Genomic DNA, 15,167 nt, shown 5'->3' with positions numbered 1-15,167 from the left:
ACTCCTTTGGGGTTAATTTTTGTTAAAATCATTGAATTTATTGGTTTATCTTAAATGTTTAAATTTGTAAAGGTTTTATTCCCGAACAAAGGTGATATCGATCACAGTTTTGATAAAAAATTAAAAATCTTTCTTTTTCTCCTGTAAAACTATTCGATCTATTGCGATTTCTTACTATCACTTTAAATTCAATTTATGCTATCGTAACGCCCATCGATCAAAATAAGGAGAAGACAAATGACAACTCAATTAGATTCACTTCGTAGTATGACTGTGGTCGTGGCGGATACCGGCGATATTGAAGCCATCAAAAAATACCAACCGCAAGATGCCACAACTAATCCTTCTTTAATTTTAAGCGCATCGGCATTACCGCAATATGCGCCGTTAATTGATGAAGCCGTGAGTTATGCAAAATCACAAAGCAATGATAAAACACAACAACTGATTGATGCAGAAGATAAATTAGCGATAAATATTGGTTTAGAAATCTTAAAAATTGTTCCGGGACGTATTTCGACAGAAGTGGATGCCCGTTTTTCTTACAACACACAAGCCACCGTTGAAAAAGCCCGTAAACTGATCGCTCTTTATAATGCGGCAGGTATTTCAAATGATCGTATTTTGATTAAAATCGCTTCAACATGGCAAGGTATCCGTGCAGCAGAAATTCTAGAAAAAGAGGGGATTAACTGTAACCTAACCTTATTATTCTCCGAAGCGCAAGCGCGTGCCTGTGCCGAAGCGGGAGTATATTTAATTTCACCGTTTGTAGGGCGTATTTTAGACTGGTATAAAGCGAACAGTGATAAAAAAGACTATGCGTCTGCGGAAGATCCGGGCGTGATTTCCGTTACCAAAATTTATAATTACTATAAAGAATACGGTTATAACACCGTGGTGATGGGGGCTAGTTTCCGTAATGTGGGTGAGATTATCGAATTAGCCGGATGTGATCGTTTAACCATCGCTCCGCCGTTACTCAAAGAATTGCAAGAAAATCCGACCGCACTTGAGCGTAAACTTGACTTCAAAGGTGAAGTGAAAGCAAAACCTCAACCGCTCACTGAAGCCGAATTTTATTGGCAACATAACAGCGATGCAATGGCGGTGGAAAAATTGGCTGAAGGTATTCGTAAATTTGCCGTTGATCAAGAGAAACTAGAGGCGATGCTTGCGGCAAAATTATAATTTTTGCTGAATCAAGATTAATTCCTGCGTCCGTTACTTTGAAAGTAACGGGCGCATTTTTATAACAGAGATTACTAAGCGTATCTTCATCTCTTTTGTAACTAATTTGAATTAGATGTTTTGATGTCAAAAAATGGAGTGAAAGCGAGAAGATGGTAAATTTGGGGCTTAAATACTCTTTTTTGAGTAGGAAATAGCTTTAAATCTTGACTGTTTATTTAAATTGGTGAAAAATTTGCAACCACATTTTGCCATTAATTATTGATGATTTATTTTTGGGATAACAAAAATGAATGTACGGTAATTTAAACGGTGAAATTTTGTACCACACTTTTTGGTGATATTTAATGAAAAGTGCGGTTAATTTTTTCTTACATTTTCGGAGCAAAATATGTCAGGTATTTTTACTCAAACTCCGCCAAATCGCCGCCGTTATGGCGTGGCGATTTTGGTCGGTATCATCGCAGGTATTATCTCTGCGTTTGTAAAATGGGGAGCGGAGCATCCGTTTCCGCCACGCAGCCCGATTGATTTCTTTGCCGCGGCTTGTAAAGTGGACATCACGGGTTTGACTCAAGATCAAGTATTGCAAATTTGTTCGCGTGCTTTCTTAAATCCGCCGCACGTTTTCTTACGTGATTATTTAGGTATTGACCCGACGGAAGCGGCGTTCACTTTTGCAGATCATGCCTTTAACTGGATTGGTGTGACACACATCATTTTTTCATTAGTGTTTGCTATCGGTTACTGCTTAGTGGCGGAACGTTTCCCAAAAATCAAATTCTGGCAAGGTATCGGGGCGGGTATTATCGCAAATATTTGCGTACATTATATTGCTTTCCCGGTATTAGATTTAACGCCTCCGGTTGCGGAATGGCCGTTATACGAACATATTTCCGAATTAGTCGGTCATATTTTCTGGTTCTGGACGATTGAAATTATTCGTCGTGACTTACGCAATCGAATTACCGGTCAACCGGATCCGGAAGTTCCTTTGAAAGAGGCGACGGAATAAAAATCAACAAGAAAAGGCAACGGAATGTTGCCTTTTTTACACTATCCTATTATAGGAGGGAATGTTTTTTTCATATACAGCGAGTTTTACAAACAACCACTGAAAAATCAGTAGCAAATCTTTTACAATTGTAAGCGATTCTCATCAATCAAACAGGAGCAAATATGAAACTCAAAACCTTACTTTTAGCGATTCCTTTCATCACTACCGTATTTGTAGCTCATGCAGAGAACAATTCTATGAAAACTGTCAAAAGTGAATACACTGCCGTGGAAACGGTAGAAAAAATCAAAAATGCCGTCACCGAAAAAGGTATGAAGGTTTTTACCGTGATCGATCACCAAGCCGCTGCGAAAGATACGGGTTTAACGATGCCGTTTGCGAGCGTGGTAATCTTTGGCATGCCTGCCGTAGGCACGCCAATGATGATTAAAGCTCCTACCCTCGCTATCGATCTCCCGCTTAAAGCCTTAGTTTGGGAAGATGGCAAAGGTGCGGTTTTCGTCACGCTCAATAGCGCAGACGACATCGGCAAAAAACACGGTTTAAGCGAAGAGGTGTATGGTAAATTAAAAGGTGCGGAAAAATTAATTCCGAGTGTGGTGACGAAGAAGTAAAATATAAATACGAAAGCTTTTGCGAAATAAGGTAAGGGCTATTTTATGGGCTCTATTGAAAAATCTCGGCTACGGCAAAGGCTATCAATTAGCCCGTCTATGAAGATAAACTCCCCTCAATGCAAACAATGCCTGATAATCTAGTCGGAAGAAGCTATTGTTTTTCTATGGAAAAGGGGAATGAAGGGAAAAGCAAAGTGAGATTGGCACAGATTAAGCAATGGAAAACGGCTCGCTCGTAGTGCATTTTTATAAAGAGCGGTCAGTTTCAGCAATTATTTTGCAAATGCACAAAGTATATAGGGACGCCACGCAGTGCGTCCCTAATAATTAAGCATAATACTGAGGATTTTTGTAAACCGTCTCTGTCTTCCGGATTTTTACGTTAAATATTAATGACCACCGCAGCCACAACCGCCATGTCCGTGATGATCGTGCTTATGACCACCGCCACAACAACCGCCGTGTCCGTGATCGTGGTCATGATGATGACCGCCGCAACCGCAGCCGTGACCTTCTTCATCGCTATCATGATGATGGCCGTGAGCGCCGTGAACGTGGCCGTGCGCAATTTCTTCCAACGTAGCTTCGCGTGTACTGACAACTTCAACGGTGAAATGTAGTTCTTGGCCGGCTAACATATGGTTACCGTCCACCACGACTTCATCGCCGTCCACCTCGGTAATGACTACCGGAACAGGCCCAATATCCGTATCGGCTAAGAAGCGCATTCCCACTACTAACTCATCGACACCTTGGAAAACATCTTTCGGTACGCGTTGAACCATATTTTCATTGTACTCGCCGTAACCTTCTTCCGGTTGAACACGCACCTCAAATTTATCGCCTACCGCTTTGCCTTCTAGGGCTTTTTCTAAACCAATCACTAAGTTATTGTGACCTTGTAAATATTCTAAAGGTTGATTTGCCGGCGCTTCATCCACTAATACGCCGTCTTGGGTTCTTACTTGGTAAGCAATGCCCACCACTACATTTTTTGCTACATTCATGAGGGTTTCCTTATTGTTTGAAAATTGTTGCCATTGTATAGAAGAAAAAATAATTGTATAGAAAATTAATCTTTAAGTAGTTCAATTTGCGCTGTCGCCCGAACCCGCACTTCTTCTTTGCCGTTTTCTAAAAAAGCATTCGGCGCCGCCTCGTAGGACAACATTGCCGCTTTAGCGGCACGTGGTGAAACATAAGGACGGATTGGTACCGATTCATTGACTGATGAAATGTCTAAATTTAGAATCCGATACCGGTTCATTTGTAATGAATGTTGAATTAATACCGCTTTATTTTTAAATTTTTCAATAACGGCCTGTGTTAATTCGCTTTCTACGCTCATTAATTTTTCCGGCGAAATAGTGGCATTCACATCTTCAATAGCAAGAATACCGTCAAGTGAATTGAGTACCTCCGATAAGGCTTGGAAATCTTTACTTTCCAACACAAGATCGGCACGGGCGATCCACCCTGTTTTCTTCCCTTCATCATTGTAACGAACGGAAGTATTACGGGAATTACCTTTAATTTCCACCGCACTTTGTTTTTGCACAATCCCGACCGCTTTGTTTAAACGCTCTGAAATAGTCTTATTTAAGTCCGCTAAATCTTTTCCGTCAACTTGATAAAATAAACGCACATTTAATAAATCACGTTCAATGCTTTTTTCCGCCTCGGCATTAAACGAAACAATATTGGTTTGCCGGGCTATGGCATTTTCTGCCAAGACTGAGGTGCTAAAGGGTAAAGCTAATAATATGAGACCGAAGGATTTTAGTTTCATAAATTTCTCCAAAAATTACTCATAAATCACTAAAGTGATTTATTCACGCCTTTGGCGCCGTTGGCAAAGCCAACGTTCAAAAAACGTTGTTTTTTGTGACCGCACTTGATTGATGCGGTCAGTACAGTAAATTAGTGTAAACGCGATTCTTCGACCTCATCTTCATCAAAAAATTCACCATCGCTGCCGTATTCGTCCTCCTCGTCATTCGGGTCTTCAAAGTAGGTTCCCCAACCGTCATAAATTCCTTTATGCTTTTCAATTAATGGCAAAATTTCTTTTTGCTGGGCATCAATAATTTCCGCTTTTAATTCCACTTCGCTGATGATGTCAAAACAGAAAACGGCTTTTCCATTATCATCTTCAAATTCTTCCGCTTCCGATACTTCATAGCCGGCTTTAAACGCATCCACGGCAATTTTTTCCAATAAATCAAAATCGTAGTGTGACACGTGATGTTCAATGATATAAAGAGCGGAAGGATCACTACCGTCATTTAATAAATCGGCGATAATTTCCCGTGTTTCCGCTTGAAGTGCGGCAAAATCAGTCATAGTAAATTCCTTAGTTGGCGTGAAAAGTGCGGTTATTTTAGTGGATAAATCTACAAAAGTCGCATAAAATCTCGCAGAGCCTAACAATACACATCAAAACCATGCTTAAACAACTCCCTTACCTCACCTTAAAAACGCCGCCAAAATCCACCGCACTTTTAAAGCAAAAATGTGCCGATTTTGTTGTGAAGGAAAACCTTGGCTATGAAATGTCGGGGGATGGGGAATTTGTGGCGTTAAAAGTACGAAAAACCGGTTGTAATACCTTATTTGTCGGCGAAAAACTGGCAAAATTTGCCGGCGTATCGGTACGTAATATGGGCTATGCCGGTTTAAAGGATCGTCAAGCGATAACGGAACAATGGTTCTGTTTGCAAATGCCCGGGCAGGAAACGCCGGATTTTACTCAATTTGAATTGGACGGCGTAGAGATTTTAGCGGTTACCCGCCACAATCGCAAAATTCGCACGGGAAGTTTACAAGGTAATTATTTTGAAATTTTGCTGCGTGAGGTACTGGAAAGCGATGAATTAAACGCACGGCTAAATTTTGTGGCAAATTTTGGTTTTCCTAATTATTTTACGGAACAACGCTTTGGACGTGACGGTCATAACCTCACACAAGCATTACGTTGGGCGCAAGGCGAAATTAAGGTGAAAGATCGCCAAAAACGCAGCTTTTACCTTTCTGCCGCACGGAGTGAAATTTTTAATTTAGTGGTCGCAGCACGCATTCAGCAGGGGCTTGCCCAACAAATTTTGCCAAATGACATTGTGCAATTAAACGGTTCGCACAGTTGGTTTAAAGCGGATGAGTCGGAAGATTTAGCCGCATTACAAGTGCGGTTAGATAGGCAGGATATTTTACTCACTGCGCCGCTGATCGGGGAAGAAAATCTTGTGAGCTCAAATATTGAAAATGCCATTGTGGAACAACATAATGCCTTTTCACCTTTGATGAAACAAGAAAAAATAAAAGCGGCGCGCCGTCCGCTGTTAATGCGGGCGCAGGATTTCCAATGGCAGTTTATTGAGGAAGGATTAAAACTCTCTTTTTATTTGCCGTCAGGCAGCTATGCCACGGCACTTATTCGAGAATTAGTGAATTATAAGGAAACATAATGCGAATTTTATTAAGTAATGACGATGGTTTTCACGCGGAAGGCATTCAAGTTTTAGCGACGGAATTACGCAAGTTTGCCGATGTGGTGATAGTTGCGCCGGATCGTAATCGAAGTGCGGCATCAAGTGCCTTAACTTTGGTTGAACCGTTACGTCCTCGTCATTTAGATAACGGCGATTACTGTATTAACGGAACGCCGGCAGATTGCGTACATTTGGCATTAAACGGTTTTTTATCCGGTCAAGTGGATTTGGTCGTATCGGGCATTAACGCTGGCTGCAATATGGGTGATGATACGATTTATTCCGGCACGGTGGCGGCGGCATTAGAAGGGCGTCATTTGGGGCTACCTTCAATTGCCGTATCCTTAGACGGTCGCCAACATTATGAAACGGCAGCTCGGGTCGTGGCGGATTTAATCCCTAAATTGCATAATCAGTTAGTCAATCCCCGTGAAATTATTAATATTAATGTTCCTGATTTACCTTATGACGAGCTCAAAGGCTATAAAGTTTGCCGTTTAGGTTATCGTTCTTCTGCGGCAGAAGTGATTAAACAAGAAGATCCCCGTGGTGAAGCGATCTATTGGATTGGTCCTGCCGGTTTACCGGAAAACGAGCAAGAGGGTACGGATTTCCATGCGGTAAAAAGCGGTTATGTTTCGATTACGCCTATTCAAGCCGATATGACAGCCCACCATTCGATTCAGGCTTTACAAGATTGGCTGGAACGTGAATAATGCGGCGTTTTGTCTCAACGACAATCAAAAGGTGAATAGAATGAATATTTTTGGGGTAATGTATGATAAAACCATGGAATGGTCAAAACATCGTTTTGCAACGTTTTGGCTGTGTTTGGTGAGTTTTATTGAAGCGATTTTTTTCCCTGTTCCGCCGGATGTAATGTTGGTTCCAATGTCGATGTCGAAGCCGAAAAGTGCGGTCAAATTTGCGCTTTATACTGCAATCGCCTCCGTTCTCGGCGGTATGGTGGGGTATGCCGTTGGTTATTTTGCTACGGACTGGGTACAGGGTATCATGCAACAATGGGGTTATGGGGATCATTGGGCAACGGCGATGAAATGGTTTGAACAATGGGGCATACTCGTCGTTTTTGTTGCAGGTTTCAGCCCGATTCCTTATAAAGTGTTTACGATTTGTGCCGGCGTGATGCAAATGGTATTTTTCCCGTTTGTACTGACGGCATTTATTTCCCGTGCGGCACGTTTCTTGCTTGTCGCCAAATTAGCGGCATGGGGCGGAGAAAAATTTGCAGCCAAATTACGTAAATCTATTGAAATTATTGGTTGGTCGGTCGTTGCACTTGCAGTAGCGGCTTACTTTATTTTGAAATAATAGGATATATTATGAATAAATATTTATTTGCGTTGTCTATGTCGGTAGTTTTAGCTGCGTGTTCTTCACCTGAAGTTGAAGTGAGCGATCCCGATGCCTTACCGAATGGCATTATGCAACCTGTGGAAGGGACGGGAGCGATTGCCGAAGGCGGTTTTATGCCTGAAATAGAACGACAAGCTATGCCGAATACAATGAAATAAGAAGGAAAAATAAATGAAAAAATCGTTTTTATTGTTACCCTTGAGTGTGGCAATTTTGACTGCCTGTTCGTCCAATACTCAGGCACCTATTGAAAATGCCGACGGTACGCTTTCACCGGGCATCATGCAACCGGTAGATAATCACGGCGGCGGTACTTGGCAGCCTGAGATTCAACAAAATACCATGCCAAATAATATGGGAGCCAATGCAACAGGTAATGTACCTGTCGGCACTCAAACACCGCAACCGAATTTTCAACCGACTTATCAACCGGTACAGCCTGCCACACCGATACAACCTCAAACAAAAACCGTAACTAAAACGGTATCTGATTGTACAAATCCGACGGTTATTAATGTGCCGCGCAATCCAAACACTAACGCACCGGATTACAGCCAAATTCAAAAAGGCTCGTACAAAGGGGAGACTTATAAAGTCAATAAAGGCGATACGATGTTTTTAATCGCTTACTTGGCGGGGATGGATGTAAAAGAACTTGCGGCAATGAATAATATGTCCGAGCCTTACAGTTTAAGTGTTGGTCAAACATTAAAAATAGGTAAGTGTGTCACTAAAACGGTAACGACGACAGTGCCGGTAAATCCAAGTGCCGCGCCGGCGAAACCGACGGAACCGAGCGTTACTTATAGAGCGGGTGCCAACGGTACGCAAATTGGTTCTGACGGTACGATTATCGGGCCGGTGAAATCGGGTGCGGGAGTGCCTTCCGCCACACCGACTTACACGACTTCGACCACTCCGGTTGCAACGGGAAATACAACACCGGTGAACGCGAATGTTGTGGCGCCTATTGCGTCCAATACAAGATGGATATGGCCGGCAAACGGAAATATTATCCAAGGTTTCTCAAGCTCTGACGGCGGTAATAAAGGGATTGATATTTCAGGTTCTCGCGGACAATCGGTTAAAGCCGCGGCAGCTGGTCGGGTGGTGTATGCGGGTAACGCATTGCGCGGTTATGGTAACCTCATCATTATCAAACACGACGATGATTTCTTAAGTGCCTATGCACACAACGACAGAATTCTTGTTAGCGATCAGCAAGAAATCAGAGCCGGACAAGAAATTGCCAAAATGGGTAGCACAGGTACCAATAGCGTAAAACTTCACTTTGAAATTCGTTATAAAGGGAAATCTGTCGATCCTATTCGTTATTTACCAAGAAAATAACCAATATGCAAAAGAGCGGTCAATTTGACTGCTCTTTTTTTATACTCTTCTTTTTACATACTTATTTTTCGGTATAATGGAGAGGATTTTTTATACTATTGGGGATCAATTTATGCTCGATAATTCACTTTCTATTTGGGTTCAAGATGCCTTCCAAATTACAGATAAAAGCCAAGAGAAAGTATTGATTTTGGTTCTCGGCGAAAATGAGAATATTGCAAAAAGTCATATTCAGTATTATCAGATGAATCACCGACTTCGTTTTTCTTTCTCATTCAATATCTTACCTTTAGACACCTACACACAGTATCATGCGGATGAAGAGTTGAGAGAAATACTTTATTCGGAAACTCAAAAACTCTCGAAAAATCAACCGCTCTTTTTGTTTTATCCTGATCGCGATCTTCTTCCTCAAACAAATACGCCCAATCTTAAAAAATAGATTTATGCGATTCCCTCTTGGCAAGAACAATGTGCCGTTTCAACATTTGCCCGCTTTGAACTACCGTCTGTCATTGAGTCTTGCTTATGGGATGAGCAACCCGATGATAAATGTTATGCCGTTATTTTGGCGGCAAGCGCTTGGATTTTTCCCGATTTGTTTCGACAGGAAAGATTGCGCTACGCCTGCTTATTTCAAGATGAAAAAGCCGAAACTTATGCCAAAGCGGCGCCCTATTTAGTCGAATTGCCCAAAAATCATCCCGTTTTGCCCCGTTTGTTTTGTCGTAACGGAGACAATCATGTCGAAGGCATTAATTACGGTGAATGCAATATCGGCACGTTCTTCCGCTCGTCGGCGGATTTCGACACGCTGCTTAATCATTTCCGCAAGTGGCTGATGTTGCAGGATAATACCGGGCATTGGTACTACCTGCGCTTTTTTGACCCGGCGGGCTTAGAAAAGTATCTTGACCGCCTACAAACTTACCCGAGCAAACTGGCTGCCTTTTTTAACGGCGATATGATAGAAAAAGTTTTTTGTATCAAAAACGGTGACGAATTGGTGGAATATGTGCCGAACATTGATTTATCGGCAGTGAAACAAGCAAAAAAACAATTTGATAAATTTGAAATCGAAGCCTTTATCGAACTGCACGATCGCTCATTACGTGAAAGAATTATTGGGGAAATTATGGCGCAACACCCCGAATTTGCTAATGCTTATGGTCAGGACATCGTAGAAAAAACGGTTAATCATGCTTATCGTTTGGCAAAAGCCGGAAATATGAAAGGAACCATTAGTATTTTGCAGTTGGCATTGGCAAATCTTATTTACGGGGATTCGGTCAATTATCTGGATCCCGAAAATAAATTGAATGAGATTTTAATGAGCGATTTAACCGAGCAAGAGAAACAGTTTTATTTAGAAAAGCGCTTTGACGAACTCGAAAAACAAGGGCGTATTCATCATCAATTACAATCAACGAGCACAGCATGTCTAGTGTAGAATCCGTATTAAATGGTATGATGCCAAACCATCAACCGGAGCAAATCGACCAAGCGGCAAATATGTGTCGTACCGATGTAACGATTTATCATCATGACAGCTTAGCTGAATACCGTAAGCTGCCGAATGGTATTGTGGTAACGGTGTTTGACCGCTCCGGCAAGGCGTATCCGGCTAAGATTGAGAGCGGGGAAAGCGTGCATAACGGCGTACTTTGCGGTGAAATCTCTTGGCAGCTATCGGGCGGTGAAGCGGCGTCTTCAACCTATACGAAGAAGGATAACCGCCACTTAACCGAGCAATCCGAACATACCCCGTTTAAAGCCTCGGACGGGTATGTACTGATAAAAGCCCGAAATCAGTCGGATAGTGGATTTAGCCTATCAAAAGAACCGTTAAAACAACTAGCCGACCCATTAAAAGTGAAAGTCAGCAATGATAAAAATAAAGTAGAAGCGGTATATTTACCCCCGCCGATTTTGGTGAATTTACGATTACGGCAGAATGAAACCGTTTATTTAAACGAAAAACAAATCCAACAAATCCTTGATGACGGCGGTTATGCCACGTTATTTATCCATGGCTATAGCGTACCGCTCGGACATATGGGGCGTTTTGCCACGGATGAAGAGCTTGGCGAACAGGTTCAATACCGTTATCGTTTAAATCCTGAAGAGATGCAAAAACCGTTCTTACATCAACATGAAAAGTTGATGAAACGGCTATTCGATGTAATTTCGGAAAAACGAGGGGAAGTGGTTGGAACAACAAACAGAGCGACTTATGTAATCAATCTGAAAAAGTTTCAGCAGCGCCCCGTTTACAGCAAACATTATTTAAGCAACCGTTATGAAGAACTGGAAGACACCTATAACGGTTTTAAGGCATTGGCGTGGATACCGAATGTCGAATACTATCTTAACCTTGCCGCCTCAGGTAAGGATGAGTTAAGTGATTTTGACCAATGGGATAAATATAGCCGTATTGTGGGGGTGACTTGGTCGGGCAGTGTGGACCCGGATATGAATTTTTTCCGGTCGGAAATGTACGCTAACGAATCGGGCAGACGGCTGGCGGGGGTGTTGAGGCAGCTGATTGATAGAGGTATCCGAATAAATATTATCACGCATTCTTTAGGGGCAAGGGTGGCGCTTTCTGCGATGAATGTGTTGGGTGATTTTGATAGGGAATATGATGACAAAATCGATAACCTGATAATGTGGGAAGCGGCGGTGGCGGATAATGCCATTACAAATCTTGATAATTACGAGAAAAAGAAAGCCTACAATCCGGTTGCGATGGAAATTTTCCCTTATGCCTATAAGGTACCGAAACATATCACCGTGTTGTACTCACAGGAAGATGGGGTATTGGATAGGGATAAAAAATCCGAAGACGATGAGTTTTTAGGTATTCTCGGTGGTGCATATCCGAAGAAATATTGGGCAATCGGTGGGCCGAAATGGGCGTTTGAGGATTATTATCAGGGAACGGAGATTGGGCAATTTCGTGAGGCGATTCATAACACAATCCTTTTCGATAGCCCTTATCATATTCAACGTAAGTTGCCCAAGTCAGTGGCAAATTGTCGCTACAGAATTAGAGAATTGCTTGAGCGGGAGGCGCAACAGGTTGCCGCTCATGGTGAGATTGCCGAACTGAACTACCTTAAACCTTGGAGCCATTTTAGACGGTTTCCGAAAGAGGTGTTGGAACATATTATTGAGGTGTTAATTGATAATGTGGTATCGAATTGGAAAGGGAAAGGTTCAGCGGTGCGGGGCGCTTTAGGGCATCGGGGCAATCGGCAAACCGTATTGGGGCAAGACAAATGGGGGGATTCGGTCTCGGCAAAAGAAAAAGCGCGTTGGCATGATAATTTCATTGCCGCTCAACCCCAAACCAAACTTGACTATTTTAGTCAATTTGAAATTCGAAATGAAAAAATGTTTTACTACTTTATTTCCCATTCGGCAATGCGGGAGTGGGAATGGAAAGATATTGATATTCATGATGTTTTCCGAGCGATTTATAAATATAGCTACAGGGAATGGATTATGAAGAGAAAAATCCAAGAGTACTCAAAATTCGGGCGGTATTAATTATGAAAAAGAAATTCTGGATTGCGGGCATTATTGCTTTAGTGGGCTATGGCATGTTTTATTTATTTACCAACTGGCAGGATTTACTTTCCGAGACCGGAGAGGTTATGACATTAAGTATCTCAAGCGATGGGAAATATGTGATTAGCGCCCATCGGGGGAAAACGGAAAAAACTTTGCATGATACAAAGCTGGTACTTTGGGATATTGAGAAACGGGAGAAAAAGGTGATTGCTGAAAATGTGAATAGCAATACCGCTTATTTTATTCCGGATAGTTATGATTTTATGTGGCAGGGAAGAGACAACATCGTACATATTCAAAATGTGGAAGGCAAAGAGTTGAAGAGTTTTAAACATTTTGAAATAGCCCGTCATATTATGAGTGCGGACAGAACCTTTTATGCGAGCGCCAACCAAACTGGCAAAATTTTTAAAGGGTATGGGGAGAATATGGTGCCGATTTATACGGATACCCCACTTTGGCGGCATTATAACTTTGATTTGTCGGATAAGTATTTTTTAACAGCCTCATCTGGTAGAGGAACTCGTGAGGATGGCGCAGTTGTAGGCTTGAATCCGATCGCCGATCCGGTTCAACCCAGTGTTTATAAAAAAAGCAGCTATGACGGTGTTGTTTTATGGGATAGAAATACGCTAAAACCGGTAGCTGAACTTTTTGGATTCGGGGGGCGTTCAGATGCGTTATTTAGCCCGGATGGAAAATGGATTGTCGGGGGGGGCGAAAATTTAAGACATTATATGTGGGAAACTGCCAATTTAACCAACCGTTTGAATATGGCTAACCCCGAATATGGCATAAAGAAAGAAGAAGGCGGTTTTGATGACAGCCATCTTCTACGCGTACCGGGTGTTGAGCTTGGGTTAAATAACCCGGTGACTTATGCCTTTGTAACAGACACGGAATTTATAGAATTTAGACTGGCCCCTTCAAGAGACGGCAGGGGGGAAAAATATAGTCCGCTCTATACGGTGGGCGATCCTTGGATAAAGGCCTTTGTTGAAATTGGTGATGATCCTGCCATTTCAACTCGCTTCTACGAGCTATCCAATAGTGTCGCCTCCGCCCCAAAAGCCCATATTTTAGTAACAGGACAGGCGTATCACGGCGGTATCAATGTTTACCGCTATCACCCCGATAAAATGAAGTTAGAAAAAATTTGGGTGGCGTATTGAGTAGAAAAGTGCGGTTGGTTTGTGAGGGAATTTAATGAAAAAACCAACCGCACTTTTTTCCATTGATTTACGAATACAGTTATAAACGTGAAATCATGGATAAAAAAATCAAACTATATTCAAAATTCGGGCGGTATTAATTATGAAAAATAAACATATTGCATTTTCGTTTCTGGGTATTGTTGTACTTTTTATTGTGATTTATGTTGTTTTCCATTGGAGGGATTTAATTTCAGAGACGGGCGTGGCACGAACGGTTGGGGTTTCCAGTGATGGAAAATATGTGATTAGCGCCCATCGGGGGAAAACGGACAAAACTTGGTATGAGACCAAACTGGTCCTTTGGGATATTGAGAAACGGGAGAAAAAAGTGATTGCCGAAGATGTGAATACGGACAGTGCTTATTTTATTCCGAATAGTCATGATTTTATGTGGCAGAGTAAAAGCGACAATGTCGTACACATTCAGAATATTGACGGCAGGGAATTAGCAAGTTTTAAACATTTTAAAATCACCCGTCATATTATGAGTGCGGACAGAACCTTTTATGCGAGCGCCGATCAAACCGGTGAAATTTATAAAGGATATGGGGAGAATATAGTACCGATTTATACGGATACCCCACTTTGGCGGCATTATAACTTTGATTTGTCGGGTAAATATTTTTTGACCGCAACAAGTGATGGACCTTACTCTCCCGATTCGGCGGTGGAGTTCAATCCGAAAGAAGATCCGGTTCAACCCAGTGTTTATAAAAAAAGTAGCTATAATGGCGTTACCTTGTGGGATAGAGAAACGCTAAAACCGGTGGCTCGTCTTGGAGGCTTTGGTGGGCGTTCAGATGCATTATTTAGCCCCGATGAAAAATGGATTGTCGGAGGAGGGGAGAATAGAAGAGATTATATGTGGGAGGTTAGTAATTTACAACGTAGGTTGAAATTGGCTAATGCAGAGAGTGGTATCTATAACCCTGAAACAGAAATGTATGATACAAGTCAGTTACTTCCGATTCCGGATAAATTTAAAAATAAATCCCTGTATGAAAACTCAAATACAGTCACTTACGCATTTTTGAATGATACGGATTTTATCCAACTTAAACAATCCTATCCTCACGATGGCTCAGGTCAGAATATTGCCTCAATATACAGAGTTGGCAGTCCTTGGATTATTGGTTATGTCGAAATCGGTAATGTGCCGGTTATTTCAACCGATGGTTTTGAAAAGGCAAATAGTGTTGATTCAGCTCCTAAGGCAAATATCTTAGTTACCGGACAAGCGGTTCACGGCGGTATCAATGTTTACCGCTATCACCCCGATAAAATGAAGTTAGAAAAAATTTGGGTGGCGTATTGAGTAGAAAAGTGCGGTTGGTTT

Annotated in this window: 16 protein-coding genes; 13 read left to right on the top strand and 3 right to left on the bottom strand. The window is 41.9% G+C overall.

Annotated elements, in window-relative coordinates:
- Positions 1–237: 237 nt before the first annotated feature.
- The 3 genes from tal to BKL51_RS01230 all read left to right on the top strand — a co-directional run bounded on the left by tal (position 238) and on the right by BKL51_RS01230 (position 2,823).
- Positions 238–1,191, top strand: coding sequence for a transaldolase (gene tal / locus BKL51_RS01240; RefSeq protein ID WP_077464941.1), 954 nt, complete (start codon positions 238–240; stop codon positions 1,189–1,191).
- 391 nt (positions 1,192–1,582) lie between these two features.
- The gene (locus tag BKL51_RS01235; protein WP_077464940.1) at positions 1,583–2,206 is read left to right on the top strand and encodes a DUF1440 domain-containing protein; all 624 of its coding nucleotides are present in this window, start codon (positions 1,583–1,585) and stop codon (positions 2,204–2,206) included.
- Positions 2,207–2,370: 164 nt separating this feature from the next.
- Positions 2,371–2,823 (top strand): DUF302 domain-containing protein, encoded by a 453-nt coding sequence (locus BKL51_RS01230; RefSeq protein WP_077464939.1) that lies wholly within the window; start codon positions 2,371–2,373, stop codon positions 2,821–2,823.
- Positions 2,824–3,215: 392 nt separating this feature from the next.
- Here the strand turns inward: BKL51_RS01230 and slyD are convergent, their stop codons facing one another.
- The 3 genes from slyD to rraB form a co-directional block, all read right to left on the bottom strand.
- Positions 3,216–3,833 (bottom strand): peptidylprolyl isomerase, encoded by a 618-nt coding sequence (gene slyD, locus BKL51_RS01220; RefSeq protein ID WP_077464938.1) that lies wholly within the window; start codon positions 3,831–3,833, stop codon positions 3,216–3,218.
- A gap of 65 nt (positions 3,834–3,898) precedes the next feature.
- Complete coding sequence (locus tag BKL51_RS01215; RefSeq protein ID WP_077464937.1) at positions 3,899–4,615, bottom strand: SIMPL domain-containing protein; 717 nt, start codon at positions 4,613–4,615, stop codon at positions 3,899–3,901.
- Between the two features lie 131 nt (positions 4,616–4,746).
- Positions 4,747–5,169, bottom strand: a complete 423-nt coding sequence (gene rraB / locus BKL51_RS01210) for a ribonuclease E inhibitor RraB (protein WP_077464936.1) — start codon at positions 5,167–5,169, stop codon at positions 4,747–4,749.
- 101 nt (positions 5,170–5,270) lie between these two features.
- Here rraB and truD point away from each other — a divergent pair, with 101 nt between their 5' ends.
- The 10 genes from truD to BKL51_RS01165 all read left to right on the top strand — a co-directional run bounded on the left by truD (position 5,271) and on the right by BKL51_RS01165 (position 15,146).
- Positions 5,271–6,290: a tRNA pseudouridine(13) synthase TruD gene (gene truD, locus BKL51_RS01205; protein ID WP_077464935.1), complete on the top strand. Its 1,020-nt coding sequence runs from the start codon at positions 5,271–5,273 to the stop codon at positions 6,288–6,290.
- Positions 6,290–7,030, top strand: a complete 741-nt coding sequence (gene surE / locus BKL51_RS01200) for a 5'/3'-nucleotidase SurE (protein ID WP_077464934.1) — start codon at positions 6,290–6,292, stop codon at positions 7,028–7,030. Before truD ends, surE begins: the two co-directional genes overlap by 1 nt.
- 40 nt (positions 7,031–7,070) lie before the next feature.
- Positions 7,071–7,646: a YqaA family protein gene (locus BKL51_RS01195; RefSeq protein ID WP_077464933.1), complete on the top strand. Its 576-nt coding sequence runs from the start codon at positions 7,071–7,073 to the stop codon at positions 7,644–7,646.
- 11 nt (positions 7,647–7,657) lie between these two features.
- A complete protein-coding gene (locus BKL51_RS01190; protein WP_077464932.1) occupies positions 7,658–7,849 on the top strand; it encodes a hypothetical protein in 192 nt (63 codons plus the stop codon).
- 13 nt (positions 7,850–7,862) lie between these two features.
- Positions 7,863–9,041, top strand: coding sequence for a murein hydrolase activator NlpD (gene nlpD, locus BKL51_RS01185; RefSeq protein WP_077464931.1), 1,179 nt, complete (start codon positions 7,863–7,865; stop codon positions 9,039–9,041).
- Between the two features lie 112 nt (positions 9,042–9,153).
- Positions 9,154–9,483, top strand: coding sequence for a hypothetical protein (locus tag BKL51_RS12025; RefSeq protein ID WP_233127069.1), 330 nt, complete (start codon positions 9,154–9,156; stop codon positions 9,481–9,483).
- Entirely contained in the window at positions 9,484–10,491 is a 1,008-nt protein-coding gene (locus BKL51_RS01180; RefSeq protein ID WP_369801900.1) for a DUF4123 domain-containing protein, read from the top strand.
- Positions 10,492–10,508: 17 nt separating this feature from the next.
- Positions 10,509–12,593 carry an alpha/beta hydrolase gene (locus tag BKL51_RS01175; protein ID WP_077464970.1) on the top strand — a complete coding sequence of 695 codons (2,085 nt, stop codon included), beginning with the start codon at positions 10,509–10,511 and terminating at the stop codon, positions 12,591–12,593.
- Between the two features lie 2 nt (positions 12,594–12,595).
- Entirely contained in the window at positions 12,596–13,789 is a 1,194-nt protein-coding gene (locus BKL51_RS01170) for a WD40 repeat domain-containing protein (RefSeq protein ID WP_077464971.1), read from the top strand.
- A 142-nt stretch (positions 13,790–13,931) separates the two neighbouring features.
- Positions 13,932–15,146: a WD40 repeat domain-containing protein gene (locus tag BKL51_RS01165; protein WP_077464930.1), complete on the top strand. Its 1,215-nt coding sequence runs from the start codon at positions 13,932–13,934 to the stop codon at positions 15,144–15,146.
- The last annotated feature ends 21 nt before the right edge of the window (positions 15,147–15,167 follow it).

It is taken from the genome of Rodentibacter sp. Ppn85 (genome assembly GCF_001999335.1).
GTDB lineage: Bacteria > Pseudomonadota > Gammaproteobacteria > Enterobacterales > Pasteurellaceae > Rodentibacter.
This window is presented reverse-complemented; position numbering and strand designations above follow the sequence as displayed.

Excerpts from the sequence above, each read along its gene's own strand:
- tal (WP_077464941.1), top strand. The coding sequence starts at position 238 with ATGACAACTCAATTAGATTCACTTCGTAGTATGACTGTGGTCGTGGCG.
- BKL51_RS01235 (WP_077464940.1), top strand. The coding sequence starts at position 1,583 with ATGTCAGGTATTTTTACTCAAACTCCGCCAAATCGCCGCCGTTATGGC.
- BKL51_RS01230 (WP_077464939.1), top strand. The coding sequence starts at position 2,371 with ATGAAACTCAAAACCTTACTTTTAGCGATTCCTTTCATCACTACCGTA.
- slyD (WP_077464938.1), bottom strand. The coding sequence starts at position 3,833 with ATGAATGTAGCAAAAAATGTAGTGGTGGGCATTGCTTACCAAGTAAGA.
- BKL51_RS01215 (WP_077464937.1), bottom strand. The coding sequence starts at position 4,615 with ATGAAACTAAAATCCTTCGGTCTCATATTATTAGCTTTACCCTTTAGC.
- rraB (WP_077464936.1), bottom strand. The coding sequence starts at position 5,169 with ATGACTGATTTTGCCGCACTTCAAGCGGAAACACGGGAAATTATCGCC.
- truD (WP_077464935.1), top strand. The coding sequence starts at position 5,271 with ATGCTTAAACAACTCCCTTACCTCACCTTAAAAACGCCGCCAAAATCC.
- surE (WP_077464934.1), top strand. The coding sequence starts at position 6,290 with ATGCGAATTTTATTAAGTAATGACGATGGTTTTCACGCGGAAGGCATT.
- BKL51_RS01195 (WP_077464933.1), top strand. The coding sequence starts at position 7,071 with ATGAATATTTTTGGGGTAATGTATGATAAAACCATGGAATGGTCAAAA.
- BKL51_RS01190 (WP_077464932.1), top strand. The coding sequence starts at position 7,658 with ATGAATAAATATTTATTTGCGTTGTCTATGTCGGTAGTTTTAGCTGCG.
- nlpD (WP_077464931.1), top strand. The coding sequence starts at position 7,863 with ATGAAAAAATCGTTTTTATTGTTACCCTTGAGTGTGGCAATTTTGACT.
- BKL51_RS12025 (WP_233127069.1), top strand. The coding sequence starts at position 9,154 with ATGCTCGATAATTCACTTTCTATTTGGGTTCAAGATGCCTTCCAAATT.
- BKL51_RS01175 (WP_077464970.1), top strand. The coding sequence starts at position 10,509 with ATGATGCCAAACCATCAACCGGAGCAAATCGACCAAGCGGCAAATATG.
- BKL51_RS01170 (WP_077464971.1), top strand. The coding sequence starts at position 12,596 with ATGAAAAAGAAATTCTGGATTGCGGGCATTATTGCTTTAGTGGGCTAT.
- BKL51_RS01165 (WP_077464930.1), top strand. The coding sequence starts at position 13,932 with ATGAAAAATAAACATATTGCATTTTCGTTTCTGGGTATTGTTGTACTT.